The following is a 26,085-nucleotide window of genomic DNA, read 5'->3' on the forward strand; positions in this document are numbered from 1 at the left end:
CACCCTCTGACATCCCGCTCATCCCAGCAGGTCGCCGATGTTCTTCGCCCGGTACGCGTACCGCTCGGCGTCGCGGCGCAGGATCGCGTCGGCCACCTCGGACAGGTCGGCGGCGAGGGCGGCGAAGTCCAGTCTGGAGTCCGCCTCGACGGCCGCCGCCCAGTCGGCCGGGATCGCCCCGAAACCGTGCAGCGCACCGGCGATCGCGCCCGCCATCGTGGCGGTCGAGTCCGCGTCCCGGCCGTAGTTGACCGCGCCGAGGACCGCCGGTGCGTACGCGCCCCCGGCCACGACGAGCATGCCGAGGGCGATCGGGAGCTCCTCGATGGCGTGCAGCCGGCTCGGCCGGCGGGCGCCGAGACCTGGTTCGGCGTACTTCTCCCCGACCGTGTCGTACGCGGCGACCGCCCGGCGCAGGCCGTCGACCACCGTCGGGGAGTCGGTCGGCTGATCGGCGTACTCCCGGGCCTGGGAGACGACCGCGGAGATGGCGGCGCGGGTGCCGTCGTGCGCCACCGCGAGCGCCGCGTCGATCACATCGTCCACTGTGGCCGACGGTGGCAGCGCGGCGGCGACGCAGGCGGCCATGACCCCGGCGGCCTCGCGCCCGTAGCTGTGCTGGTGCGGGGAGGCGACCTCGATGGCCTCCGCGTACGCGGCGCGCGGGTCGCCCGCGTTGATCACGCCGACGGGGGCGGCGTACATCGCGGCGCCGCAGTTGACGGCGTTGCCGCTGCCGGCCTCGCGGGGATCGGCGTGCGCGTGGTGTACGCGGCTGACCAGGTACCGCTCGCCCGCGGCCAGCCGGTGCAGGGTGACCGCCTCGCGCTCCAGGTCCGGAATCCACACCGGACGCTGGAGGAGGTCCGGGACGAGGATCTCGGCGACGTCGAAGGCGTCGAGGTGATCGCGCTTGCGCTGGTACGCCCGCACCAGCGCGAGGGTCATCAGCGTGTCGTCGGTGACGCGCCCGTATCCCTTGGAGTAGGGGGCAGTCGGCTTCTGCGCGGGCCCACGTATCGGTGCGACGGGCCCCGTGACCGGACCGCCGTAGTGGGCCCGGATCTCGCCGGGCAGGGCGCCCTCGACGGCGCCACCGAGGGCATCCCCCACGGCGGCGCCGGCGAGGCAACCGCGAATCTCCGCTGTGAGCACTATCCCAGGACCTGCTTCCCGCCGTCTTCGAGGTTCTTCGCCAACTGGTCGATGGAGATCTTGTTCGCGAAGTACTGCTGGAGCGCCGGAGTGGCGATCTTCGACTTCCACTCCGGGTACGCGGCGACCTTCTGGAACGGGGCCTGGATCAGCGCCGAGGCACTGCCCACGGCGACGTCCCAGCCCTGCTTGCCGCCGGTGCTCGCGACGAGTTCCTTACCCGCGTCGGTGCCGGTCGGCACCAGCCAGTCGCCGTGCGCGAGCTTCGCCATGTTGGTCGCGTCGAGGAACGTCGCGATGAACTGCATCGCCTGCTTCTGCGCCTTGGAGTCGGCGCTGACCGACAGCGTCTGCGGGTTGGCCGCCTGGTTCTGCGAGGTGCCCTTGAGCGCGGGCAGCGTCACCCACTCGAAGCCCGCCGGGGCCTGCTCCACCATCTGCTGGCGCAGGTAGATCGAGCCGGGCAGGAGCGCGTACTTGCCGGCGAAGAAGCCGGGCAGCGGGTCGGTGCCGCCCATGCCCAGCGCGTCCGGCGCGGCACTCTTGTCCACATAGAACATATCGTGGATGCGTTGCGGGACGGCCTTTTCCCCGTCGCCGACGCGCACGACCGTCTTGCCGCCGTCCTGGGCGAAGAAGACGCCGTCGAAGTTGAGGGCCAGGTTCATGACCCGGTTGGTCGGCGACTTCAGGGCCCAGGCCACGCCGTACTGGCCGGGCTTGGTGAGCCTGCGGGCGTTCTCGGCGAAGTCGTCCCAGCTCCACGGCGCGTCCACGGCCGGTACGGTGATGCCCGCCGCGTCGAGCAGCTTCTTGTTGGCCAGCACGACCTGCGATTCGAGCAGGAACGGTACGCCGGCCACCTTGCCGTCGAACGTGACGGTGTCCCAGACCTTCGGCGAGATCTGTCCCTTGAGGTCGGCCGGCAGCAGGCCGGACAGGTCGGCGAGGTACCCCTGGCCGGAGAACTCGCCGATCGCGGCCGACTCGTAGTGCAGGATGTCGGGCGCGTCCCCGCCCTCGAAGGCGGTCAGCATCTGGTCGTGCACCGAGTTCCAGTCGCCCTGGACGTACTCGACCTGGATGTTCGGGTTCGCGGCGTTCCAGGCCGCCACGATGGCCTTGTTGGCCTCGACCGACTCCTTCTGCCAGGCGAGGCTGAGGAAGCGCAGCTTGACCGGGCCGGTCGACTGCTCCGGGGAGTCGTCGGCGGAGCAGGCCGAAAGCAGGCTCGCCGTCGCGACGAGGCCGGGCAGCGCGAGCAGGGACCGCCGGCCGAGGGGCGTACGCATGATCATGGTTTCTCCTGTCGGGTCAGCCCTTCACGGCGCCGGCGAGGCTGCCCTCGGCGAGACGGCGCTGGAGCAGGGCGAAGAAGACGAGACTGGGCAGGGTGGCCAGCAGCGAGCCGGCGGCCAGCGGGCCGAGCCGGGCGATGCCCTCCACCCCCACGAAGCGAGCCAGCGTCACCGGCAGGGTCGCCAGTTCCGGGCTCTTGAGCAGCACGAGCGCGAAGAAGAATTCGTTCCAGCCGCTGATGAAGGCGAACAGCGAGGTCGCCACGAGGCCGGGGGCGAGCAGCGGGGCGACGACCTGGCGGAGCACCTGCAGCCGGGACGCCCCGTCGACGGCCGCCGCCTCCTCCAGCTCGCGCGGGATGCCGCGGACGAAGCCCTGCAGCATCCACAGGGCGAACGGCAGCGACCAGGTGACGTAGACGACGATCAGGCCGAACCGGGTGTCGGTCAGCGCCACCGCCTTGAGGATCAGGAACAGCGGGATCACCAGGAGCACGAAAGGGAACAGCTGGCTGACGAGGACCCAGCCGAGGATCGGGGTGGACAGCCGGGTCCGGAACCGCACCAGCGCGTACGCCGCCGGCAGTGCGAGCAGCACGGTCAGCAGGGCCGACGCCGAGGCGACGATGAGGCTGTTGAGCGCCGAGCGGGCCAGGTCCTGCTCGGTGAAGGCGGTGACGTAGTTCTGCAGGGTCGGGTGCCGCGGGATCAGCGAGGGGTGCAGCTCGACGAGTTCCCGCGGATCCTTGAAGCTGGTGGAGATCAGCCACACCAGCGGGAACGCCAGGAACACGAGGTACCCGGCCAGGGCCGTGTACTGGCCGATCCGTTTAAACGTTTTCGTTTTCGGGCCGGAGATGCTCACGCCGCCTCCTTCAGCCGGCGCCTCAGGTAGAACCCGAGCAGCACGAGGATCACCAGCACCATGACGTTGCCGAGCGCGGCCGCGTACCCGTAGTGCCCGAACCGGAAGGCCTCCTCGTACGCGAACAGCATCGGCAGCATGGTCCGGCCGCCCGGCCCGCCGCCCGTGAGCACGTAGACCAGGCCGAACGAGTTGAAGTTCCAGATGAAGTCGAGGCTCGTGATGGCCAGCACGACCGGGGCGAGCGCCGGCCAGGTGACCGCCCGGAACCGCCGCGCCGCGCCCGCGCCGTCGACCGCCGCCGCCTCGTGCAGCTCGCGCTGCACCCCTTGCAACCCCGCCAGCAGCACGATCGTCGTCTGCGGCAGGCCCGCCCAGATGCCCACGAGGATCACCGCGGGCAGCGCCGTCGTGAAGTCGCCGAGCCAGTTGTGCTGCAGCCCGCCGAGTCCGGTGCGGTAGAGCGCCTCGTTCAGCAGGCCCGCGTCCGGGTGGTAGACCAGCTTCCACATGATCCCGACGACCACCGGCGGCATCGCCCACGGCACGAGCGCCAGCGTCCGGGCCAGCCAGCGCAGCCGCAGCGGCTGGTTGAGCAGGCTCGCGAGGCCGAGGCCGAGCAGGAACTGGCAGATCGTCACGGCGAAGGCCCAGACCAGGCCCACCTTGAACGCGCTCCAGAACTGCTCGTCCTCCAGCAGCTTCTGGTAGTTCGCCAGCCCGGTCACGTGGATCGGCTGGTGCCGCCCGGCCCGCGCGTCGGTGAAACCCAGGAAGACGCCGCGGATCAAGGGCGCCGCGGACAGCGCGGCCACCGGCACCAGCGCCGGGATCAGCAAGGAGTACGCGAACCGGGCGTCCCTGTTCACGTCGAGTCCCGCTGGACCAACGTCGGTGGGACGGTCTCCCGGCGCGGGCCGATCGTGCCGTCGTCGAGCCGGCTCAGCAGCAGCCGGGCCGCCCGGCGACCGCGTTCGGCCGCCCCGAGGTCCACACTGGTCAGTCGCGGGAAGGTCAGCTCGGTGATGTCCGTGTTGTCCATCCCGACCAGCGCCACGTCGTGGGGTACGCGTACCCCGGCGGCCAGCAGGGCGTGCAGCGTACCGGCGGCGATGAGGTCGTTGGCGGCGAGAATGGCGTCCGGGCGGTCGCCGGTGCCGCCACTGCGCTCCAGCAGCCGCCGGGCGGCCGCCAGCCCCGCCTCGAACGTGAAGTCGCCGTATTCGACGTCGGCCGGGGCGAGTCCCCGTGCGGCGAGCGCCGAGCGGAAACCGGTGTCGCGGGCGGCTCCCGGCACCGTGTCGAGCGGACCGTTGATCATCGCGATCCGCCGCCGGCCCGTGTCCACGAGATGGTCGACGGCCAGGCGTACGCCGGCGATCGAGTCCGCGCGTACGTTGTCGATGGGCGCGTCGTCGGGCAGCTGCCCCACCACGACGACCGGTACGGCGCTCTTGGCCAGGGCGTTGAGGTGCGCCTCGGTGACCCGCAGCGGCGACATGATCATGCCGTCCACGTACCGCCGGGCGAGCCCCCGCAGCAGTTCGGTCTCACCGGCCGCGTTCGCGTTGGTGGCATGGATGAGCAGCTGCCGCCCGCAGTCGGCGATCTCCGCCTCGATGGCCCGCATCATCTGCACGTACACGGGGTTGCCGATGTCCGCGACGGCCAGCCCGATCAGCCCCGTACGCTGCGCCTGCAGGCTGCGGGCGATCGCGTTCGGCACGTAGCCGACCCGTTCGGCGGCGGCCTTGACGCGCGCGGACAGCTCCGGACTGCCCCCGAGTCCGTTGAGGACCCGCGAGGCGGACGCGATCGAGACCCCGGCCAGATCGGCGACGGTGCGTACTGTCGCCGGACCGGTCGCGACCTGCGATTGGAAACGTTTCCGCCCCATCTGGGAACCCTCCGCGAAACACGAAACAGTTCCCGGAGCCTGTCGTATTTAGTCGACCTTCACCACTAGCCGATCAGCTGATGTCTTGCCACGGATGTCGTGTCACGACAATCTCCACCCCAGGTTGCAGCCGTAGAGATCGATATCCGCTTCTTTCCGGCATCGGAGATCGGCACACGCCCAAGATCCCGCTTGGATCAGGGATCCGCACGTAATCATGGCCCATGATTCGGGCGATTTCCCTGATCCAAGCGGGATCTTGGGGCGACTCGCGGGACGGGATCTCGGGGGCGACTCGCGGGACGGGATCTGGGGGGACGTCAGGGCTTGGCGACGATCTCGCGGCCGAGCGGCCACAGCGCCGCCGGCACCAGCTTGAAGTTCGCGATCCCGAACGGGATGCCGATGAGCGTCACGCACAGCGCGATCCCCGCGATGATGTGCCCGAGCGCCAGCCACCAGCCGGCGATGATCAGCCACACCACGTTGGCCACGGCCGACGCGACGCCCGCCGACTTCTTCTCGGTGATCGTGTAGCCGAACGGCCAGAGCGCGTACCGGGCGATGCGGAAGGCGGCCACGCCGAACGGGATCGTCACGATGAAGACGAAGCACAGGATCCCGGCGATCGCGTACCCGAGGGCGAGCAGGAAGCCGCTGCCGAAGATGAACCACAGGACGTTCAGGATGGTCCGCATGATGTGATCATCTCACCGGTTCGCAAACGGCACCGCGTCCCAGCCCGCCGGCAGCGGCCGCGGGCCCCACGCCGGGTCCGGCTCCCAGGTCGCCCAGGACTCGTCCCACCAGCGGCTCCCCTCGTCCAGCAGGCCCGCGATCCGGTCGCCCTCGGCTTGGATCGCGGCCACCCGCCCCGGGTAGCGCGCGGCGCCCGTGGCGGCGAAGGCATCGACGTCCTTCCACGAGTACGTCTCGGCGCCCGCGGGCCACACCAGGTCCAGTTCGTGGTCCAGCGTGTCAAAGCCTAGGGGAGTACGCCGTGGAGCGTCCTGCAGATTGAAATACCAGCCCGTGAATTCGCGGTTCCCGCCGCGCCAGAACACGAAGATCGCGTGCTCGACGTCCGCCCAGTGCAGCGCGAGCAGGCCGTGCCCGGACCAGGCGGTGAGGCCGGCCGTCCGCCACGGGTGCTCCCCCGCCGGGAACTCGCCGTCGGGGAAGCCGAACGGCGAACCGGTCGGAAGGTACGTGACGAGCAGATTCCCGTCATCGTGGACGCAGATCGACGAGTAGCCGAGCCAGATCTCCCCGTTGATGATCTCGCGGCGGACGACGGTGTCGCCGGGCGCGAAGACGGTGGATCCCGGTGCGAAAGTCATGCGTCCAGAGCGTAGACGCGCCGGGCGTTCCCCGCGGCCACCAGTCCGGCGATCCGCTCGGCCTCGCCCGGCGGCAGATCGGCCAGCACGTGCCGGATCGAGTGCCGGAACTGCTGCGCCCCCACGAGGTACAGCTCCGGCAACCCGTACGCGTCGGAGGAGTAGAGCACCTTGCCGAACGGGGCCAGTTCGAGGAACTCGGCGAGCACGGCGTCGAACCGGGCCCCGGTGTAGGTGACGGCCAGGCCGACGTCGGCGTACACGTGCGGGTAGAGCTGGGCCAGCCAGGCGGCCTGCCGGTGGTACGGGTAGCAGTGCAGCAGCACGATCGGCACCCGCGCCGACCGCGTCGCCGCGCAGAACGGCTGCAGATGCGCCGGATCGGCACGAAGCAGAGCGGCGTCCGGATCACCGAACCCGGTGTGGAACTGGATCGGACGTCCACAGTCGACGGCCGTCCACAGCAGGTGCCGCAGCAGCACCGGATCCGCCAGCCGCTCGCCCGATCGCAGCCAGGCGTCGGCCGCCCGGACCACCTCGGCCGGGCCCGGTCGCTCGGGATCGAGGTCGAGCCCGTGCCGGTACGCGGCGATCGATTTCACCGCGACCGCCCCGGCATCGAGCTGCGCCGCCAATGCGTCGGAAAACGAGCGGCCGAACCCCGACCCGCCGGCCGTCTCGGCGACGGATACGGCCAACTGCTCCAGGCGTACAACGGAATGGACAGGCGCATGGGCGGCGGCCGCGAGCTCATCGAGTGCGGCACCACCGGTCAGGCCGGTGTCCACGAGGAGCGCGCTGAGACCCGCGGCGGCGAGCAGGCGGGCGCCCGCGTCAGGCAGGGAGCGACGAGACTCCGCATATTCCGCAAGGGGCGCGAAAGGAGAAAGGCCGAGGGCGGGCGCGCACCAGCGGCGGATCGCGAGGCCGAGCCGGGAGTCCGGAAAGGACGTTCCCGGCGCGGGCGGCCACGGCGATTCGGTGCACCAGGCCGCGAACCGCTCGTCGGTCAGCGGGCCGAGCTCGACGGTGTGGCAGTGCGCGTCTAGTACTTCCACCGCACGGCCTCGGCGATCTCGTCATCGGTACGCGTCGCGAACAGCTCGGCCTCGGCCCGGTGCACGGCGATGTGGGCGTTGAGCAGCTCCTTGCCGAGCGCGTCGCAGAGCACCTCGTCCCCGGCGAGCGCGGTGAGGGCCTCCTCGACGCCGGTGGGCAGCAGCGGCGGCCGGGTAAAACCATCCAGAGTGGACGGATCGAGCTGGTACTCGGCGGGCAGCCGCAGCTCGGCGAAGGCGCTGGCCGCGGCGACCGCGGCGACCGCGCCCACGACCAGGTACGGGTTGGCGGACGCGTCGCAGCACTTCAGCTCGGCGTTGGCGGCGCCCGGACCGGCGCCCTTGACGCCGGCGATGAACCGCAGGGCGGCCTCCCGGTTCTCCAGCCCCCAGCACTGATAGGCGCCCGCCCACCGCTGCGGTACGCGTCGCAGCCGGCTCGACACGCTCGGCGCGGTCAGCCCGATCAGCGCGGGCATGCGTTCGAGGATGCCGGCCAGGATCGACTCCCCGCGGCCGGTCATGCCGTACGGGCCGAGGCCGCCGGAGAACAGGTTGCCGTCCCCGGACCACGCCGAGAAGTGCAGGTGCAGGCCGTTGCCGACCTTGCCGGCGACCGGCACCGGGGCGAACGAGGCCCGCCAGCCGTGCGCCAGGGACACCGCGCGGATGGTCTCGCGGACGAGGACCACCATGTCGGCCGCGCCCACGGGATCGGTGTGCGACACCGAGATCTCGAACTGGCCGCCGGCGTACTCGGGATGGAACTGCTCCACCGGCACGCCCTGAGCCGTCAGCGCGGTCAGCACGTCCTGGGCGTACTGCGAGACCTCGATCAGCCGCGTCATCCCGTACGCCGGCCCCGCCGCGGCCGGCGTACCGTCCTCGTTGCCGAGATACCACTCGATCTCGAAGGCCATCCGCATGGTGATCCCGGCGTCCTTCGCGCGCTCGACGGCCCGCTTGGCGAACTGCCGCTGATCGGCCACGTACGCCTCACCGTTCTGGGTCCACCGGTCGACCGGCGCCCACGCCCAGCCGGGCTGGGCGGCCAGCACGGTCAGCGCGTCCAGGTCGGGATGCAGCCGCAGATCGCCCACCGGACCGCCGATGTGCTCGCTCTCGGTGATCGAATCGTCCACCAGGAAGACGTCGTGGACGGTCGACATGCCCACGCCCCACGCGGCGGCGCCGGCCAGCCGGTCCAGCGGGATCGCCTTCGCCCGCGTCACGCCCGCGTTGTCGACCCAGGTCAGAGCGACCACGCGTACATCGAGGGCGGCCAGGCCGACCGCGGCGGCACGGGCCGTCCCGGCGAGCGCCTCCCGGTCCAGAGTCACAGCCATGCCGAGCATTGTGGCCGATGTTCGGCGTCTGCCAAGTGTCGCCCGGCCGACAGCTGCTTTCTAGGGCCTGTCTCCCGGATCTCGTGGTCCGGTGGCGAGTCTCAGGCGGCGATTCGGCAAGCTTGATCTTCGTCGTCAGGCTGGTGGCCTGTCGGCGAAGACTCAAGCGCCGCCGATCGTCGTCTGAGGCCGCCAACGGGCCGCGAATGATCCGGGAGACAGGCCCTAGGATGCCCGGGCGGCGAACCGCCCGTCCTCGTAGCTCAGCTTCAGCGGCAGGCCGAAGGTCGCGCTGAGGTTGTCCGCGGTCAGCGTCTCCTCGAGTACGCCGGCCGCCACGATCTCGCCCTGCCGCAGCAGCAGCGCGTGGGTGAACCCGGGCGGGATCTCCTCGACGTGGTGGGTCACGACGACCAGCGCGGGCGCGTCCGGATCGGCGGCGACGGCGGCCAGCCGGGCGACGAGGTCCTCCCGGCCGCCGAGGTCCAGCCCGGCCGCGGGCTCGTCCAGGATCAGCAGCTCGGGATCGGTCATCAGGGCGCGGGCGATCTGCGTACGCTTCCGCTCCCCCTCCGACAGCGTCCCGTAGGTCCGCTCCGCGAGGTGCCCGACGTTCAGCTGGGCCATCAGGCCCTCGGCCCGGGCCAGGTCGGCCGGGTCGTAGCTCTCCCGCCACCGGCCGACGACCGACCAGGCGGCCGTGACGACGACGTTGCGCACGATCTCGTCGCCCGGGATGCTCTCCGCGAGCGCGGCCGTGGACAGGCCCACCCGCGTACGCAGCTCGTTCAGGTCGGTACGCCCCAGGCGCTCGCCGAGCACGTACATGGTGCCGCGCGTCGGGTGCGACCGGCCGGCCGCCAGATTGATCAGCGTCGTCTTGCCGGCCCCGTTCGGGCCGAGGACGACCCAGCGCTCGTCGAGCTCGACGCGCCAGGTGATCTCGCGCAGCAGCGCCTGGCCCGATCGCACCACGGCGACCCGGTCGGCGGCGACGGCGAGGTCGGGATCGTCCACGGCGGGCAGGGCGGGTAGATCGTGAGCCACGGTGTCATCCAATCAGGCGCGGCACGTTCGCGGACGGCAGGGTGGTCATCGGCACACGATCCTCCGGATGCCGCACGAAGTGCTGGAGTACCGCCACGGTCCGCGCGGGCGGCACCGTGCTCAGGTCCACCGGCACCACGACCCGCCGGCCGAACCGTTCGGCGACCTCGATCGTCATGGACTCCTCGGCCGGCACCACCCGCGTGATCCGCTCCCACGGCCGCAGCCGGCCCGCCAGGATCATCCCCGCCGGGGTGACCGCCACCTCCGGCAGACCCCGCAGGCAGCGCAGGAAGAGGGCCGCCTGGGCATAGAGCGGGTACAGGAACACCCCGGTCGCGGCGGTCAGCCAGCGCTCCGGATGCGTCGTCGTGGCCGCGCCGACGCCGGCCGCGTACAGGCCGAGCGCGAGGGTGAGGCCCGCCAGGCTGGAGTAGACGGCCAGCGGCCGGCGCGGGGCGACGAAACCGCCCCCGGGCAACGGCTCCCAGTCCCGCGCGGCGAACTGGTTGCGCCAGAGGAAGCTCGCGAACCTGGCCACGAACAGGCCCGCGGTCAGCGAACCGGCCAGGTTGTGCCAGGACGGCACAAGCCAGGCACGTCCGGCGCAGAACGCCGCCACCGTCACGGAAACCGCCGCTACCAGGGCGAACACGATGCGCATGGCCGGGAATCATAACCACCCGTTCGGCGAGCAACGCCCCCCATGGTTTTCGCGTCACAGCGTACGGTGAGCCAACCCTCAAACTCCGGGAGGCCGCGTTGACGGCGGTAATTGAGATCAAGGGATTGCGGAAGACCTTCCGCTCCCTGCGCAGAGGGCCCAAAGTGGCCCTGGACGGCTTCGACATGCTGGTCGAACCGGGCCAGATCCACGGCTTCCTCGGGCCCAACGGCTCGGGCAAGACCACCACCCTGCGTACGCTGCTCGGCCTGGTCCGGGCCGACGGCGGCGAGATGAGCATCCTCGGTACGCCCAGCCGCGAGTACGCGTCGGTCGCCCACCGCGTCGGCGCGATCGTCGAGAGCCCGGCGTTCTTCGGCAACTTCTCCGGCCGCAAGACCCTCAGCCTGCTCGCCACCGCGGGCGGGGTCGGCCAGTCGCGCGTCGGCGAGGTCCTCGAGCGGGTCGGCCTGCGCGACCGCGCCGACGACCGGGTCCGCTCCTACTCTCTCGGCATGAAGCAGCGCCTGGCCGTCGCGTCCGCCCTGCTCAAGCAGCCCGAGCTGCTCATCCTCGACGAGCCCGCCAACGGTCTCGACCCGGCCGGCATCCACGAGATGCGTACCCTCATGCGCGATCTCGCCGCGGACGGCGTCACGGTCCTCGTCTCCAGCCACATCCTCAGCGAGATCGAGATCATCTGCGACACCGTCACCATCATCAGCCGCGGCCGGCGCGTGCTCGCCGGTCCCGTCGACGCCGTCCTGGCCGAGCACGACAACGGCGATTTCCGGGTACGCGTACCCGAGCCGGACCGGGCCCGCGAAGTGCTCGCCGGCGCGGGCTTGTCGGTCACCGCGGCCGACGACCACCTCGTGGTCGGCGGCGTCACCGACGCGTCGGCCATCAGCGAGGCGCTCGGCCGGGCCGAGATCTGGCTGACCGAGCTGTCGCCGATCGCCCCCGACCTGGAGAGCGTCTTCCTCGACCTCACCGGTACGCGTCCCGTCGACGGCGTCTACCACCAGGTCGACGATTCCGTGGCCGTGTCGGTCGCCCCGCAGACCCTGGAGGTGTCCGCATGAGCACCGACGTGCTGGAACAGGCCGCGCCGCCGGTCGCCACCCCGCCCGCCGAGCCCGCGGGCAGCCTGGTGCGGGCCGAGTTGCGCCGGCTGCTCTCCCGCCGCTTCGTGCAGATCCTGACGGCGGTGATGATCGGCGCCTTCGCGGTCACCGTCGGCGTCACCATGGCCGGCAGCCGTACGCCGACCGCGGCCGACTGGTCGAGCGCGACCGAGCAGGCGCAGCAGGTGAACGCCGCCAACAAGCAGGCCTACGACGAGTGCACGGCGGCGCACGCCCCGGACGCGTCGAGTACGCAGCGGCTGCGCTACCCCGACAAGTGCGTCTACGTCGAGGCGGCGCCCGAGGACTTCCTCTACGACACCTACGTCTTCCGGACCTCGATCAAGGGGCTCGTCGGCTTCCTGGCCGCGTACCTGGCACTGTTCGGGTTCCTGGTCGGCGCCACGTTCATCGGAGCGGAGATGTCCAGCGGCGGGCTCACCAACCTGCTGCTGTGGCGGCCGCAGCGGATGACCGTCCTGGGGACCAAACTCGGCGTACTGCTGCTGGCGGTCGGGGCCTTCTCGGTCCTCTTCTCGGCCGTCTACATAGGAACGTTCTACGGGATCGCCTCGGCGACCGGGTACGTCGGGACGGTCAGCAGCGAACTCGTCCAGGACATCGCCCTCATGGCTGGCCGCGGCATCGGGCTCGCCCTCATCGTCACCGCGCTGTCCTTCGGCGTCGCCACGATCGGCCGGCACACCGCGGCGGCCCTCGGCCTGCTCACCGCGTACGGGGTGGTGTGGGAGGGGGGCCTGCGGATCATCATGGAGGTGGTCCGGGCCAACCTGCCCGACCCCTGGTTCCTGTCGACCTACGTCGGCGCCTGGATGACGGGCTCGTTCGAGTTCTACTCGCGGGATCCGTCCGGCTGCTACTACTCCGACGGTTCCGGGGACGCCAGCTACTGCTCGCCGGACCACTACACGGTCTACTGGTGGCACGCGGCGGCGGTGTTCCTCGCCCTGCTGGTGATCGTCGTGGGCGGAGCGTTCGCGCACTTCCGCAAACGCGACCTCACCTGATCGACTCCATTTCCACGGCTATCATTTCTACGGCTATCGTCCTCTTCAAGGGTACGATAGCCGTAGAAATGGAGACCATGAATGCAATGACCCGGCATCCAGGCGTGCCACCCGAGATCGTTCGAGCCCCGCTGCGCACAGTGCGGGCCCGCGACGTCACCGCGTACGCGCACCCCCGTCAGCAGCTCGCCCGGCTCGCCGGACGCGGCATCCTGCACCGGCTCGCCGACGGTTTCTACACGGTCGTCCCCCGTGAGCGGACGGGCGACACCTGGATCCCGTCGTTGGAGGGCGCCGCAGCAGGTGTGGCCGCCGCCGAATTCGGGGACCGCCGTTACGCCCTGATGAACCTCAGCGCGGCGCGCCTGCACCGCGCGGTCCCCCGCGCCCTGGCTGTCGCGGATGTCGCCGCCCCCCGTCGGCGCCAGCCGTTGAGACTCACCGATCGCCCCGCCCGGGTGCGGTTCTTCGTTCGCGACATCGACGCGCTGCACGTGGAAATGCTGGCGACAGACCTGGGCGCGTGCCTCGTCACCACGCCCGAGCAGACGGTGCTCGACCTCGCTCACCTCAGCCCGCTCGACGATCTCCACGGAGAGGCCGTAGCGGCGATCCGGATCCTTCTTCCCCGCTGCGACGAGGCGAACCTCGCCGAGATCGCGGGTACGCAACGGCTGAAACGTGCCCTCACTCGCATCAGGGAGATGTCGTGAACCACGAACGAAGCTCCTTCGGGCTGTCCCCGGCCGACCTGGCCGCGGAGGCCGAGCGCTTCGGCGTCGCCGACGAACAGGTGCGACGTGACCACGCGATCTCCCACGTCCTGGCGGCAGACCGAGACCTGGCACGCCCGCGAAGCCTGCCGAGACCTCTACGACCTCTGGGCTCTGGCGGACTGCGGCGCGATCGACGAGGCCGCGGTCGCCGCGTTCGTGGCGCACGGCTCGACGGGACGCCCGCCACGGCCTTTCATGTTCGCGCGTACGCCCACCGAGAACGCCTGGGAGGCGGCTCTGGCCGGGCAGACCCGTCTGGAGATCGGTCCGGGGGAGGCGATCGCGGCCGTCCGGAATGCTTGGGCGGCCGCGATCGGTGAATCCTGGGACTAGTTCGTGGTGGAGCCGAACACCTGGTCGCGTACCGCGTCGAGGCCGGTGAGCAGTGCTCCGCGCAGGACCGGCTCCGCTCCCACCTCCGACACGACCACCCGCGGCGACACCGGCGTGATCGCGGCGACCTCGTGCTGTACGCGGTCCGCCAGCGGCGTACCCCCGGCTTGTCCCACTTCGCCGGCGAGGACGACGAGCGGTGGGTCGAGGACGACGCCCAGGGAGGCGACGCCGAGCGCGAGGCGGCGGGCGAGTTCGTCGAGGACCGGGCCGCCCTTGGTGCCGGCGGCGATCGCGGCGCGGACGGCGTCGGCGGCCGTGGGGGCTCGGAAGCCGTGCTCGCGGGCGACGACGCGGACGGCGTCGGCCCCGGCGATCTGCTGGAAGGCGCCCTTGCCGCGCTTGCTGACGTCGCGCGGCAGTTCCGCGCCGGGGACGGGCAGGTAGCCGATCTCGCCGGCGGCGCCGGTGGCCCCGCGGTGCAGCCGGCCGCCGAGCATGACGGCGAGGCCGACGCCGCGGTCGACCCAGACGAGCACGAAGTCCCCGACGCCGCGGGCGGCGCCCTCGTGCGATTCGGTGACGGCGGCGAGGTTCACGTCGTTTTCGAAGAACACGTCGGCGATGAGGTCCTCGCGCAGCGCGCCGAGGAGGCCCCGGTGCCAGCGGGGCAGGTCGAACGCGAACGCGATGTCCCCAGTGGACGGATCCACGAGGCCGGGCGTGCCGAGGACGATGCGGCGGATGTCGGAGACGGCCGCCCCGCCGATCTCCGCCGCCTCGATGACGGCGGAGTGCACCACCCCAACGGGGTCGTCCGTGTCGTGGGTGGAGTGTTCCGCCCGGCCTACTATCGAACCGGTGATGTCGGCGCAGGCGGCGATCACGTGATCGGGGCCGACATCGACACCCACGACGTACGCGCTGGACGGCGTGACCGCGTAGAGCTGCGCGTTCGGGCCGCGACCACCGGCCTGTTCGCCGACCCGGCGCACGAGTCCGCGCTCCTCCAGGCGCTCCACGAGCTGGGATGCGGTGACCTTGGAAAGGCCGGTCCGCTCGCCCAGCTGAGTACGCGTGAGCGGGCCGTGTTCCAGCAATAGTTCGAGCGCTGCGCGGTCGTTGAGAGCGCGCAGGAGACGGGGGGTTCCGGGAAGGCGGGCAGAAGACATGGCGGCAGCCTCTGGCGTTTAGTAAAGTTTCTTATTAGATTGGTAGCGCTTAACCACTAACGGAAGAGTAGCGGTCCCACGACAACGAAGTCGTCCCCTACCCGCCCGACGCACACCGAGCCGAACGACGGCTCATGATCCCCCGGTCACCGACGAATAGTGGGACTACAGAGATGACGATCGACCCAGGACTCCGGCGCGTGGTCCTGCAGACGCTGCTCGCGTCCTTCGGCGGGCGTACCCGGGCCGGAGACGGTATCGGGGCCGGCCGTGGGAAGGGCGCGTTCACCGCCCCCCAGTGGGCCGTGGACCTGGTGAGCGAGGGCCTCGCCGGCTACTGCCTCTTCGGCTACAACATCTCCACGCCCGAGCAGCTCGCGAGCCTCACGGCCGAGCTGCGCGCGGCCCGCTCCGACGTGCTGCTCAGCCTCGACGAGGAAGGCGGTGACGTCACCCGGCTCTACCACCGCACCGGTAGCCCCTACCCCGGCAACGCCGCCCTCGGCGCCGTCGGCGACTTCGGCCTCACCCGCCGCATCTACCAGGCCATCGGCCAGGACCTGCGCGCCGCCGGGGTCAACCTGAACCTCGCCCCCACCGTCGACGTCAACGTCGCCACGGACAACCCCATCATCGGTACGCGCAGCTTCGGCGCCGACCCCGTACAGGTGGCCGCGCACGCCGCGGCGGCCGTGGTCGGGCTCCAGTCGACCGGCGTGGCCGCCTGCGCCAAGCACTTCCCGGGGCACGGCGCGACCGTCGAGGACTCGCACCTCGGCCTGCCGACGGTGGACATCGCCGAGGCGCTGCTGCGCTCGCGGGAACTGCCGCCGTTCGCGACCGCCACGGCCGCCGACGCCAAGTCGATCATGACTGCGCACATCCGCGTACCGTCGGTCACGGGCGACCTGCCGGCGACCTTCAGCCGACGCGTACTCCAGGATCTGCTGCGTACCGAATGGGGCTACGCGGGCGTGATCGTGACCGACGCGCTGGAGATGGCCGGCGCGGCGAGCGCGGCCGGCGGGATCGAGAAGGCGGCGGTGCTGGCCCTGGCCGCCGGCAGCGACCTGCTCTGCATCGGCGCGGACGTCGACCTGGACCTGATCGAGCGGATCGCGGCGGAGATCGCGGCCGCGGTCGGCGACGGCCGCCTGGCGCTGGCCCGGCTGGAGGACGCGGCCGCGCGCAACGCGGAGCTCGCCGCCTGGACCCAGGGCAGCTTCCCGACCGAGATCGAACCCGACCTCGGGTACGCCGCCGCGGCCCGCGCCATCCGTGTCGAGGGTTCGCTCGACGAGATCGTGAACCCGCTGGTCGTGCAGCTCGTGAGCGGCCACAGCATCGCCGAAGGCCCGGTCCCGTGGGGTCTCGCCCCGCACCTGGCCGCGGGCGCGGAGCACCTCGTGGCCGACCCGGCCGACAGCTCGGCCGCGTCCCTGCTGGCCAAGGCCGGCGACCGCCCGATCGTGATCGTGGGCCGGCACATCCACCGGACCCCGGCAGCCGTCCAGCTCACCGAGACGCTCGCGGCCGGGCACCCCATCGCGGTCGTGGACATGGGCTGGCCGGCGGCCTGGCGGCCGGCCGGGGCGCGGGCGTTCATGAACACCTTCGGCGCCAGCCGCGCGAACAGCCGCGCGGCCGCCGCCGCCCTCCACCTCGCCTAGCCGTACCGCCCGCCCTCCGCACCACCAGCTCTTCCAAGATCCCGCTTGGATCAGGGAAATCACCCGAATCTTGGCCCATGATTCGGGCGGCAAACCTGATCCAAGCGGGATCTTTGTGGCTAGCGGGCCGGTTCGGTCCAGGCCAGGGCCAACTGTCCCTGCGTGAGCCGCCACCCGTCCGGCGTACGCACGGCGGTGTAGGCCAGCCGGAGGCCGCTGCGCCGGTGCGGGGCCTCTCCCTCCTGGTAGTAGATGACGAGCTGGCTGGCCGAGACGCGTACGCCGGCCCCGTCCTCGGTGATCCGCACACCGCTGTGGATGTGGTGCGTACGCTCGTCCGCCACCGCCGTCCTGTGCAGGAACGCCTTGACCTCGTCGAGGCCGCGGAGTTCGCCGCCGCGCGGTGAGGAGACCGAGACGTCCGGGGCGTAGACGGTCCCGATGTCGTCGAACCGGCTCTCGTCCAGGACGTCGGCCAGGCGCGCGAACAGGTCGGCGATCTCGAACCGGTCGGCGGCGTCGATGGTGGTGGGCATGGCGCCCTCCCTCGTAATCGTTGGTGTAGCCAACGATACAGCCGATCGTTGGTCTTGCCAACGATCTGACCGATCATTGGTCACGCCAACGGTGTTACCGTGATCACGTGGAAGGAATCCCCGAACGCCTCGCCGCCAAGCCGAGCTGGCTGATCACCCAGCTGGCCACACACGCCCGCCGGCTGTCCGCGGCCGGCCACGAGGACGCGCGGGCCGGGGCGTACCACTATCGGATCCTGGCCGCGCTGCGGGAGTTCGGCGCGCAGAGCCAGGCCGACCTGGGGCGGCGCGGGAATCTGGACCGCAGCGACGTGGTCGCGGCGTTGAACGAGCTGGCGGCGAGCGGCTGCATCGAGCGCACTCCCGACCCCGCCGACCGCCGCCGCAACCTGGTACGCCTCACCGACGCGGGCGTCGACCAGCTCCACCGCATGGACCGGTCCCTGGACAGGGTGCAGGACGAACTGCTCGGACCGCTCTCCGCCGACGAACGCGCGACCCTGACCGGGCTGCTCACCCGGCTGCTCGCCCACCACCGGACGAGCTGAGCCCCAGAACGAGCTGAGCCTCAGGACGCGTTGTACGCCGCGAGCCGCCACCCGTGCTTCTCGTCGAACAGAAGCTCGACCCAGTGGCAGTTCCCGATCGGCCCGAACCGGTGCAGCAGATCCTCCGGGATCCCCAGCAGGTACGCCGACCCGTACTTGATCGAGCCGCCGTGCGTCGTGAGGATGCTGAGCTCGCCGGGGTGGCGCTCGGCCGCCTCGCGGATCACTTCGCTCATCCGCTTGCCCAGGTCGTGCAGCGACTCGATGCCGTCACCCGGATCGGGATCGGCGGCCTCGAACTTCGCCCGCGAGACCGGGAAGCGCTCCTTGATCTCCGGCGTCGTGAACGTCTCCCACAAGCCGAAGCCGCGCTCCCGCAGCCGGGCGTCGCGCTCCGGCCGCACATCGAGGATGTCCCCGAGCGCGTCCGCCGTCCGCGCGGCCCGCTGCAGATCGCTGCTGACCAGCGCGGCCGGCTTCAGCAGGGCGAGCTTGGCGGCCGCCTCGGCGGCCTGGCGCCGGCCGAGATCGTTGAGCGGAACGTCGGTCTGCCCCTGGACCCGGTGCTCGGCATTCCAATCGGTGTTGCCGTGCCGCCAGAGGATGATCCGTGTTCCGCTCATGCGGCGTGTGCCTGGTTCTCCGCGAGGTCGCGGTCGACGAAATCGATCCGTGGGCAGTCCTTCCACAGCCGGTCGAGCGCGTAGAACTCGCGCTCCTCGGAGTGCTGGACATGAACCACGATGTCAACGTAGTCGAGTAGCACCCAGCGACCCGCCCGCTCGCCCTCACGGCGTACGGGCTTGGCCTTGTCGGGCAACTCCAGCAGCTTCTCCTCGATGGCGTCGACGATCGAGAGAACCTGACGTTCATTCGGCGCGGAGGCGAGCACGAAAACGTCGGTGATCACGAGTTGGTCACCGACGTCGAGCAAAACGATGTCTTCGGCCTTCTTGTCGGCCGCGGCCTGCGCCGCGACCAACGCCAGCTCCACGGCACGCTCGGATGCGGGCACCTGGTTCCTTCCGTCGGACTTCCCAGGTCTCCAGGATCTCACAGCCCCCCACCTTCGCACCCCGCCAATATGACCCATCTCGCCCTCTTGACCGAATGTCACGTTTTTGAGATCAAGAGAGTTAAGGGCGTTTGGTCCCAGGTTCGCCGATCCCTCCACCCCTTGCGGACGGACGTGTCCGACGATCTTGCACGAATGCCCCGAATTTCGTCCGACCTGCCCGGAATGCCCGAACATTCACGCAAGATCGTCGGACGCCGTCGGAGCCCGCTGAAGGTCGCCGGGATCGGGGCTGCCGTTCGTCGGGACTCGTTTGGCTTTGTCGTGACTGTCCGATATGGGCGCCCGGCAACACGCCAGGTAGTGGCTGCTCGGGCGCTGTGGTGACTACTCGGGCCTGGCGGGGGTTGATCATTTACGGCTGAGGTGTGAAATCGCCGCCCATTGCATGATCATTTACGGTTCCGGAGCACGCTGACCGCTTCTGGTTACACCTGACGCGTAAACGATCATGCAGATCGGGCCGGAAATACACCTCAGCCGCAAACGATCAAGAAATCGGCGGCCATGGTTCACCTGGCGGAAGATCGTTCCCGCATCGCGGACGACGGCCGGCACCGGAACGGCTCAGCCGTGATCCACAGCGCATGCGATGCAAAACCCCGCCCTCACCCACGATCCACAGCGGTTCGGATGCAGGAAATCGGCCCACAGCTGCACCCCAGCCGCAATGGATCACGAGGACGACCCCGAAACCCACATCCCCACCGCGAACGATCACCGAGGACGTCGACCCGCCCGACCCTGTATCGGACAGTCAGGACAAAGCCCGGGTGGGCCTGACCACGCGCCCGCCATGATCACGCCGAACCCCTTGATCGTGTAACGCCAGTCCGGCAAGAAAACGCTCTCCCGCCGATATAGCGCTACACGATCAAGCCCAAGCAGCCCTCATTGCCGGAATAGCGCTACATGATCATGACGGCGAGCCGGCCCGATGCCCATATCGGATAGTCGCGACAAAGGCCAGGCATAGCGGCGAACCAGGGGCACGGGCGAGACGGTGACCGGACGACGGTGAAGGATGCTTCGCCCCACTCACCTGGCAGTGAAGGCGCCCCCGGCGCCGGAACGGTCTCCCGCGTGAGGAGCGGAGGTGAGATCGACGAACCCGGGACAAAATGCCCATAAAGATCTTGAAGATATGCGGTCGGCGCTCAGCGGTACAGGTCGTGTTTGGCGATGTACTGGACCACGCCGTCGGGGACGAGGTACCAGACCGGCTGGCCCGCGGCGACCCGCGCCCGGCAGTCGCTGGAGGAGATCGCCAGGGCCGGGACCTGGACGAGCGTCACGGCCTCGGACGGTAGGTGCGCGTCGGAGAGCGTGAACCCCGGCCGGGTGACGCCGACGAAGTGCGCCAGGTCGAACAGGTGCTCGGCGTCCTTCCAGGAGAGGATCTTGCCGAGTGCGTCCGCGCCGGTGATGAAGTAGAGCTTGGCGTCGTGGCCGTAGACGTCTCGCAGGTCGCGCAGGGTGTCGACCGTGTAGGTCGGGCCGTCCCGGTCGATGTCCACCCGGCTGACCGTGAACTGCGGGTTCGAGGCGGTCGCGATGACCGTCATCAGGTAGCGGTCCTCGGGCGGGGAGACCTTGGAGTCGTGCTTCTGCCACGGCTGCCCGGTCGGCACGAAGATCACCTGGTCGAGGTCGAACCGGTCGGCGACCTCGCTCGCGGCCACGAGGTGGCCGTGGTGGATGGGATCGAAGGTGCCACCCATGATCCCGATGCGGCGCGGGCGCTGCCTCATGATCGAAGCGTACTCCGGGAGCGTCCGCGCCGCCTGGTGTCGAGGGTTACAGCTCCCGCTGCCGCAGGGACCGGCGCAGGTCGTCGGCGTCATCCATGATCGACCGGCGCAGCATCGTGTGCAGGTCGTCCCGGGCGAGCAGGGCCTCGGCCGCGTCTACAGTGGATTGCGAGACGGCGTACGCGGGGAAGGCCGTGCCGGCGAGCATCGACTGCAGGGCACCCGATCGCCACTCCCCCGTGGCCGGAAGGCCGGCGAGGAAGGGTTCGACGAACGGCTCCATCAGTTCCTCCTGGCCCGGCCGCCAGAACGCCTGCCCGACCGCCTGCAGGATGCGGTTCGACTGCGTACGGTCGTGCAGGAGCAGGTCGAAGGCGGTCCGCTTGGCGTCGATGTCCGGCCGCGCGGCCCGGCAGTAGGCCGACTTCGTGACACCCCGCTCGGTCGGGTCGGCCGCGGCCGCCGCGTCGATCTCGGCCGCGCTCAGGTCACCCAGCGCGGCCAGCCGGGCCAGGATCAGCCAGCGCAGGTCCGCGTCGATCTCCAGGCCCGCGGGCGCGAAGGCGCGCAGCGCCGCCGGATCGTTCTGGCGTCCGATCACCAGTCGCGCCGCGGCCAGGAGCCGTCCGTCGTTCGCCGCCACGATCCGCTCGTACGCCGAAACGAGCGCCCGGTCGGCGTCGGCCCGGCGCTCGGGCGCCAGGTACTGGTCGACCGCGAAGGGACCGGCGTAGGAGCCGACGGTTTCGAGGATCGACACGTTGGTCTCGTTCGGGAGGTGTTCCGCCACCAGCCGGACGAACTCGGCCGCCGGCAGTTCGCCGTCGCGTACGCAGTCCCAGAGGGAGGCCCAGGTGACCGCCCGGTCGAGCGAGGAATCCAGTGTGGACAGAAGTCGGCCGGGGTCGGCGGAGGGGTCGAGGCGTACCTTGGCGAAGGTCAGGTCGCCCGCGTTGAGCAGCACGTCGGTCGCGGTCACCCCGGTCAGCGCCGGCACCTCGGTCAGCGGACCGTCCACATCGGCCTCGATGCGGCGGCGCGTACCGGTGGCGTCGGTGTAGCCGATTTCGATCTTGTGCGGGCGCAGCGTCGGGCAGGCCGCCGGGGCGCTCTGCTCGACGGCGAACCGCTCGACCGTGCCGTCCGCGCCGAACGAGACCACCGGCCGCAGCGTGTTGACCCCGGCCGAGCGCAGCCAGACGCGGGCCCACTCGCCGAGATCGCGGCCGGACGCCAGCGACAGCGCGGCGAGCAGGTCGTCCAGGGTGGCGTTGCCCCACGCGTGCTTCTCGAAGTGCGCCCGCAGCCCGGTGAAGAACGCCTCGTCGCCGACGAACGCCACCAGCTGCCGCAGCGCCGAGCAGCCCTTCGCGTAGGAGATGCCGTCGAAGTTCGCGTACGCCGAACCGGTGTCGGCCACGAACTCCGGCGCGATCGGGTGGGTCGAGGGGCGCTGGTCGGCCGCGTACCCCCAGATCTTGCGGTCGATGGAGAAGTCCGACCAGCCCTCGGTGAACCGGGTGACCTCGGTGATGAGCCGGGTGCCCATGTAGGTCGCGAAGGACTCGTTCAGCCAGAGGTCGTCCCACCAGCGCATGGTGACGAGGTCGCCGAACCACATGTGGGCCATCTCGTGCGCGATGATCGACGCACGGCGGGCGCGCTGCGTGTCGGTGACGGCGGACCGGTAGACGACCTCGTCCCGGAACACCACCAGGCCCGGGAACTCCATCGCACCCCAGGTGAAGTCGGGCACGAACGCCTGGTCGTACTTGCCGAACGGGTACCGCAGCCCGAAGAGCTCGTGGTAACGGTCGAGGCACGCCTTGGTGATCTCGAAGATCTCGGGCGCGTTCTCCGCGAGCGCGGCGGCGTACGAGGACCGCGCGAAGACGCTCATCGGGATGCCGTCGTGCTCGTCGGCGACCTCGGCGTACGGGCCGGCGATGAGGGTGATCAGGTAGGTCGACATCGGCTTGGTCGGCGCGAACGTCCAGCGGCCCGGCGTCTCGGCGACCGGCGCGGTGTTCGAGCGGACCGTCCACGTGGGATCGGCGGTGACGGCCAGCCGGAACACGGCCTTGATGTCGGGCTGGTCGAAGCACGCCATCAGCATCGGCGCGTCGGCGATCGCCGGCTGCGCGTAGATGTAGACCAGCCCGTCGGCCGGGTCGGTGAACCGGTGCAGCCCCTCGCCCGTGTGCGAGTACGCGTACTCCGCGGTGACGACGACTTCGTTGACGGCTTCGAGGTCGGCGAGCGGCAGGCGGCCGTCGGCGTACGCGTCGATGCTCCGGCCGTTGAGCGTGGCCGAGGCGAAGCGGGACGGGCGGAGTTCGAGGAAGGTGGCGTGACCCGGATCGGCCTCGAAGCGGACGACGGTGGTCGCCCGGAAGGTCTCCTCGCCGGTCAGGTCGAGGTCGAGGTCGTAGTGGACATCGCGGACGACGGCGACGCGAGCGGTGGCTTGGTCGTGGGTGAGGCTGGCCATGCCCCCATCATGCCTGCCCGCGGGCCGGCATGATCACTCGGTCAGCAGCTTCTTCTGGAAGCACACGGACAGCGGATTGCCCACGTACTCGCCGTAGGGCGGGATGCGGACGTAACCGGACTCCTCGTAGAGCGCCAGGGCCTCGGGCTGCCGTACGCCGGTCTCCAGGATGAGCGTGTCGTGCTTCTCGTTGTGCGCCTTGCGTTCGAGCGCGGCCAGGATCCGCCGCCCCACACCCGTACGCCGGTTCGCCGGCCGCACCCACATCCGCTTGACCTCGGCGACGCCGGGCGCGACGGTGGCCAGCGCCCCGCAGCCGACCGGCTCCGACAACACGTACGCGACGACGAAACGCGCCAGCGGATCGACCGGGGTAACGGTCTCGTCCGGATAGCGGGACAGCAGCTCACGCTCGGCGGCGACGACGAGCAGGGTGACGTCCGGGTGCGTGACTTCGCGGTTCTGGATCAGCACCCGCGCGACGCTAGCCAGCGCCTGTTTCCGGCCTGTTTCGCATCCCGCACAACGGCTACCGGGTGAGCGCGATCACTCGTCCTCGTCGTCCCCGACCGTGTCCGTCACGCCCCACGTGTGCTCGTCCGGCTCGAAATCGCCCGCCGTGTCGCCTTCGGCCCGGACCCGGCGCGCCTTGCGCATGGCGAGCCGGTCGGCGGTCGGCGTACGCGACGACTTCTGGTCCAGGCGGATGTCGGTGCCCCGGTTGCCGGGCACGTAGTCGTCACCGGCGTAGACCGTCGGCTGCCAGTCGAACTCGTGCGTGGCGATGCGTACCGGCGCGCCGGGTTCGGCACCGGCCTTGGCCAGCGCGGCCTCGACGCCCAGCCGGGCCAGCCGGTCCGCGAGGTAGCCGACCGCCTCGTCGTTGGCGAAGTTGGTCTGGCGTACCCAGCGCTCGGGCTTGGCCCCGACGACGACGTAGACGCCCTCGTCGTCCTGCCGGACGGTGAAGCCCGAATCGTCGACCGCCTGCGGGCGCAGCACGATCCGCGTCGGCTCCAGGATCGGCGTGGCCAGGCGGTGCTCGATGACCAGCCGGCTCATCGCGTACACGAGTTCCTTGAGGCCCTCGCGGGTGGCGGTGCTGATGTCGTAGACCTCGTAGCCGCGGGCTTCGAGGTCGGGCCGCACGATGTCGGCCAGGTCCTGCCCGTCGGGGATGTCGACCTTGTTGAGCGCGACGAGCCGGGGCCGGTCCTCCAGCCCGCCGTAGGCCGAGAGCTCGGCCTCCAGCGCGTCGATGTCGGCCAGCGGGTCGCGGCCGGGCTCCAGCGTGGCCGTGTCGACCACGTGGACCAGCACGGACGTGCGCTCGATGTGCCGCAGGAACTCCAGCCCGAGGCCCTTGCCGGTGGCCGCGCCCGGGATGAGGCCGGGGACGTCGGCGACGGTGAAGGTGCTCTCGCCGGCCTGGACCACGCCGAGGTTGGGCACCAGCGTGGTGAACGGGTAGTCCGCGATCTTGGGCTTGGCCGCGGAGATCACCGAGATCAGCGAGGACTTGCCCGCGCTCGGGAAGCCGACGAGGCCGACGTCGGCGACGCTCTTGAGCTCGACCACGACGTCGATCTGGTCACCGGGCTCGCCGAGCTCGGCGAAGCCGGGCGCCTTGCGCCGGGAGCTGGCCAGGGCCGCGTTGCCGCGCCCGCCACGACCGCCCCGGGCCGCCTCGAAGGTCGTGCCCACGCCGACGAGGTCCGCGAGGACCTCGCCCTCGGGGCTGAGGACGACGGTGCCGTTCGGGACCTTGAGGATCAGATCCTGGCCCTTGGCGCCGTCCCGGTTGCCGCCCGCGCCCCCGCCGCCGTTGGGCGCCTTGAGGTGCGGCCGGAAGTGGAAGTCCAGCAGCGTGTGCACGGCCGGGTCGACGACCAGCAGGATGCCGCCGCCGTGCCCGCCGTTGCCGCCGTCCGGACCGCCGAACGGCTTGAACTTCTCGCGCAGGATCGACACGCAGCCGTGCCCCCCGTTTCCGGCCTGCAGGTGCAGAACGACCCGGTCGACAAAGGTAGCCACGTGCTCAATCCTTCCATCTCACCGCCGCTTCGCCCCGAGATCTCGCCCGGCTCCCGGGCTGGGCGCCCGGCCGGAGGCCGGGGGCGGAACAAAGACGAGCGGGCGGGGCGTACCGCCCCACCCGCTCGGTCAGTTCTGGTGCGAGGCTCAGGCCTCGACCGGCACGATCGACACGGTCTTGCGACCGCGCTTGGTGCCGAACAGCACGGCACCCGCGGCCAGCGCGAAGAGCGTGTCGTCGCCACCGCGGCCGACCAGGTCGCCCGGGTGGAACTTGGTGCCACGCTGGCGGAGGATGATCTCGCCGGCGTTGACCTGCTGACCGCCGAAGCGCTTCACGCCGAGGCGCTGGGCGTTGGAGTCACGACCGTTACGGGAGCTGGACGCACCCTTTTTGTGTGCCATTGCGGAACGCCTACTTCCCGGTGGTGATGCCGGTGACCTTCACCTGGGTCAGCGGCTGGCGGTGACCCTGGCGCTTGTGGTAGCCGGTCTTGTTCTTGAACTTGTGAATCCGGATCTTCGGGCCCTTGGTGTGGGCCACGAGCTCACCGGAGACGGAGACCTTGGCAAGCTTGGCCGCGTCGGTCACGAGGTCGGCGCCGTCGACGACGAGCACCGGAACGAGCGAAACAGCGTCGCCGGGCTGGCCGGTCAGCTTCTCGACCTCGATCACGTCGCCCTCGGCGACCTTGTACTGCTTGCCGCCGGTCTTGACGATCGCGTACATGGGACGCGGACTCCCTTGCGTAGTGATCCGCGCCGATCGAGACCGGCGCTGTTCTGGCGGATGAAGAGGCGGCGGGCGCTTTCGTCACGGCGCGAACCCACGCGGGGCTCCGCGGCCGGCGAGCCCGATCCGTAGAACCCGGAC

Annotated in this window: 27 protein-coding genes; 6 read left to right on the plus strand and 21 right to left on the minus strand. The window is 70.6% G+C overall.

What is annotated here, in order from left to right; translation table 11 throughout:
* Positions 1-18 precede the first annotated feature (18 nt).
* The 11 genes from G401_RS0102400 to G401_RS0102450 all read right to left on the minus strand — a co-directional run bounded on the left by G401_RS0102400 (position 19) and on the right by G401_RS0102450 (position 10,670).
* A complete protein-coding gene (locus G401_RS0102400) occupies positions 19-1,155 on the minus strand; it encodes an ADP-ribosylglycohydrolase family protein (RefSeq protein WP_281174127.1) in 1,137 nt (378 codons plus the stop codon).
* Entirely contained in the window at positions 1,155-2,453 is a 1,299-nt protein-coding gene (locus G401_RS0102405; RefSeq protein WP_245601577.1) for an ABC transporter substrate-binding protein, read from the minus strand. Before G401_RS0102405 ends, G401_RS0102400 begins: the two co-directional genes overlap by 1 nt.
* 16 nt (positions 2,454-2,469) lie before the next feature.
* Positions 2,470-3,318, minus strand: coding sequence for a carbohydrate ABC transporter permease (locus G401_RS0102410; protein WP_245601578.1), 849 nt, complete (start codon positions 3,316-3,318; stop codon positions 2,470-2,472).
* Entirely contained in the window at positions 3,315-4,187 is an 873-nt protein-coding gene (locus G401_RS0102415; protein ID WP_027341251.1) for a carbohydrate ABC transporter permease, read from the minus strand. Before G401_RS0102415 ends, G401_RS0102410 begins: the two co-directional genes overlap by 4 nt.
* Entirely contained in the window at positions 4,184-5,215 is a 1,032-nt protein-coding gene (locus tag G401_RS0102420; protein ID WP_027341252.1) for a LacI family DNA-binding transcriptional regulator, read from the minus strand. Before G401_RS0102420 ends, G401_RS0102415 begins: the two co-directional genes overlap by 4 nt.
* 320 nt (positions 5,216-5,535) lie before the next feature.
* Complete coding sequence (locus tag G401_RS0102425) at positions 5,536-5,916, minus strand: YccF domain-containing protein (protein ID WP_027341253.1); 381 nt, start codon at positions 5,914-5,916, stop codon at positions 5,536-5,538.
* A gap of 9 nt (positions 5,917-5,925) precedes the next feature.
* Positions 5,926-6,555, minus strand: a complete 630-nt coding sequence (locus tag G401_RS0102430) for a DUF402 domain-containing protein (protein WP_027341254.1) — start codon at positions 6,553-6,555, stop codon at positions 5,926-5,928.
* Complete coding sequence (locus tag G401_RS0102435) at positions 6,552-7,613, minus strand: amidohydrolase family protein (RefSeq protein ID WP_027341255.1); 1,062 nt, start codon at positions 7,611-7,613, stop codon at positions 6,552-6,554. The genes G401_RS0102430 and G401_RS0102435 overlap by 4 nt, the downstream gene beginning before the upstream one ends.
* On the minus strand, positions 7,601-8,959 hold the full coding sequence (locus G401_RS0102440) for a type I glutamate--ammonia ligase (protein ID WP_034590569.1): 1,359 nt from the start codon (positions 8,957-8,959) through the stop codon (positions 7,601-7,603). Before G401_RS0102440 ends, G401_RS0102435 begins: the two co-directional genes overlap by 13 nt.
* Positions 8,960-9,184: 225 nt before the next feature.
* Positions 9,185-10,018, minus strand: a complete 834-nt coding sequence (locus G401_RS42910; RefSeq protein ID WP_051366020.1) for an ABC transporter ATP-binding protein — start codon at positions 10,016-10,018, stop codon at positions 9,185-9,187.
* The gene (locus G401_RS0102450) at positions 10,011-10,670 is read right to left on the minus strand and encodes a hypothetical protein (RefSeq protein WP_027341257.1); all 660 of its coding nucleotides are present in this window, start codon (positions 10,668-10,670) and stop codon (positions 10,011-10,013) included. Before G401_RS0102450 ends, G401_RS42910 begins: the two co-directional genes overlap by 8 nt.
* A 98-nt stretch (positions 10,671-10,768) precedes the next feature.
* On the opposite strand from G401_RS0102450, the gene G401_RS0102455 reads away from it, so the two are divergent.
* From G401_RS0102455 to G401_RS0102470, 4 genes are all read left to right on the plus strand, one after another.
* Positions 10,769-11,755 (plus strand): ATP-binding cassette domain-containing protein, encoded by a 987-nt coding sequence (locus tag G401_RS0102455; protein ID WP_027341258.1) that lies wholly within the window; start codon positions 10,769-10,771, stop codon positions 11,753-11,755.
* The gene (locus G401_RS0102460; RefSeq protein ID WP_051366021.1) at positions 11,752-12,825 is read left to right on the plus strand and encodes an ABC transporter permease subunit; all 1,074 of its coding nucleotides are present in this window, start codon (positions 11,752-11,754) and stop codon (positions 12,823-12,825) included. Before G401_RS0102455 ends, G401_RS0102460 begins: the two co-directional genes overlap by 4 nt.
* Before the next feature lie 86 nt (positions 12,826-12,911).
* Positions 12,912-13,538, plus strand: coding sequence for a type IV toxin-antitoxin system AbiEi family antitoxin domain-containing protein (locus G401_RS0102465; protein WP_064741656.1), 627 nt, complete (start codon positions 12,912-12,914; stop codon positions 13,536-13,538).
* Positions 13,539-13,625: 87 nt separating this feature from the next.
* Positions 13,626-13,934: a hypothetical protein gene (locus tag G401_RS0102470; RefSeq protein WP_027341261.1), complete on the plus strand. Its 309-nt coding sequence runs from the start codon at positions 13,626-13,628 to the stop codon at positions 13,932-13,934.
* Here the strand turns inward: G401_RS0102470 and G401_RS0102475 are convergent.
* Complete coding sequence (locus G401_RS0102475) at positions 13,931-15,106, minus strand: ROK family transcriptional regulator (RefSeq protein WP_027341262.1); 1,176 nt, start codon at positions 15,104-15,106, stop codon at positions 13,931-13,933. The two genes, G401_RS0102470 and G401_RS0102475, sit on opposite strands and share 4 nt — an antisense overlap.
* 173 nt (positions 15,107-15,279) lie before the next feature.
* On the opposite strand from G401_RS0102475, the gene G401_RS0102480 reads away from it, so the two are divergent.
* Positions 15,280-16,776 (plus strand): glycoside hydrolase family 3 protein, encoded by a 1,497-nt coding sequence (locus tag G401_RS0102480; RefSeq protein WP_027341263.1) that lies wholly within the window; start codon positions 15,280-15,282, stop codon positions 16,774-16,776.
* A 119-nt stretch (positions 16,777-16,895) separates the two neighbouring features.
* On the opposite strand, the gene G401_RS0102485 is transcribed toward G401_RS0102480, so the two are convergent.
* Positions 16,896-17,312 (minus strand): nuclear transport factor 2 family protein, encoded by a 417-nt coding sequence (locus G401_RS0102485; protein ID WP_027341264.1) that lies wholly within the window; start codon positions 17,310-17,312, stop codon positions 16,896-16,898.
* Between the two features lie 107 nt (positions 17,313-17,419).
* On the opposite strand from G401_RS0102485, the gene G401_RS0102490 reads away from it, so the two are divergent.
* The gene (locus G401_RS0102490) at positions 17,420-17,860 is read left to right on the plus strand and encodes a MarR family winged helix-turn-helix transcriptional regulator (protein WP_027341265.1); all 441 of its coding nucleotides are present in this window, start codon (positions 17,420-17,422) and stop codon (positions 17,858-17,860) included.
* A 20-nt stretch (positions 17,861-17,880) separates the two neighbouring features.
* On the opposite strand, the gene G401_RS0102495 is transcribed toward G401_RS0102490, so the two are convergent.
* From G401_RS0102495 to rplU, 8 genes are all read right to left on the minus strand, one after another.
* Positions 17,881-18,483: a histidine phosphatase family protein gene (locus G401_RS0102495; RefSeq protein ID WP_027341266.1), complete on the minus strand. Its 603-nt coding sequence runs from the start codon at positions 18,481-18,483 to the stop codon at positions 17,881-17,883.
* Positions 18,480-18,875 (minus strand): ribosome silencing factor, encoded by a 396-nt coding sequence (gene rsfS, locus G401_RS0102500; RefSeq protein ID WP_027341267.1) that lies wholly within the window; start codon positions 18,873-18,875, stop codon positions 18,480-18,482. The genes G401_RS0102495 and rsfS overlap by 4 nt, the downstream gene beginning before the upstream one ends.
* A gap of 1,217 nt (positions 18,876-20,092) precedes the next feature.
* Positions 20,093-20,686, minus strand: coding sequence for a nicotinate-nucleotide adenylyltransferase (nadD, locus tag G401_RS0102505; RefSeq protein WP_027341268.1), 594 nt, complete (start codon positions 20,684-20,686; stop codon positions 20,093-20,095).
* A gap of 46 nt (positions 20,687-20,732) precedes the next feature.
* Positions 20,733-23,177 (minus strand): aminopeptidase N, encoded by a 2,445-nt coding sequence (gene pepN, locus G401_RS0102510; protein ID WP_027341269.1) that lies wholly within the window; start codon positions 23,175-23,177, stop codon positions 20,733-20,735.
* Positions 23,178-23,210: 33 nt separating this feature from the next.
* Entirely contained in the window at positions 23,211-23,651 is a 441-nt protein-coding gene (locus tag G401_RS0102515) for a GNAT family N-acetyltransferase (protein WP_027341270.1), read from the minus strand.
* A gap of 72 nt (positions 23,652-23,723) precedes the next feature.
* Complete coding sequence (obgE, locus tag G401_RS42915; protein WP_051366022.1) at positions 23,724-25,211, minus strand: GTPase ObgE; 1,488 nt, start codon at positions 25,209-25,211, stop codon at positions 23,724-23,726.
* A gap of 147 nt (positions 25,212-25,358) precedes the next feature.
* Complete coding sequence (gene rpmA, locus G401_RS0102525) at positions 25,359-25,616, minus strand: 50S ribosomal protein L27 (protein WP_027341271.1); 258 nt, start codon at positions 25,614-25,616, stop codon at positions 25,359-25,361.
* Between the two features lie 10 nt (positions 25,617-25,626).
* The gene (gene rplU / locus G401_RS0102530) at positions 25,627-25,941 is read right to left on the minus strand and encodes a 50S ribosomal protein L21 (RefSeq protein ID WP_027341272.1); all 315 of its coding nucleotides are present in this window, start codon (positions 25,939-25,941) and stop codon (positions 25,627-25,629) included.
* Between the last annotated feature and the right edge of the window lie 144 nt (positions 25,942-26,085).

The organism is Hamadaea tsunoensis DSM 44101, from assembly GCF_000428945.1.
Classification (GTDB): domain Bacteria; phylum Actinomycetota; class Actinomycetes; order Mycobacteriales; family Micromonosporaceae; genus Hamadaea; species Hamadaea tsunoensis.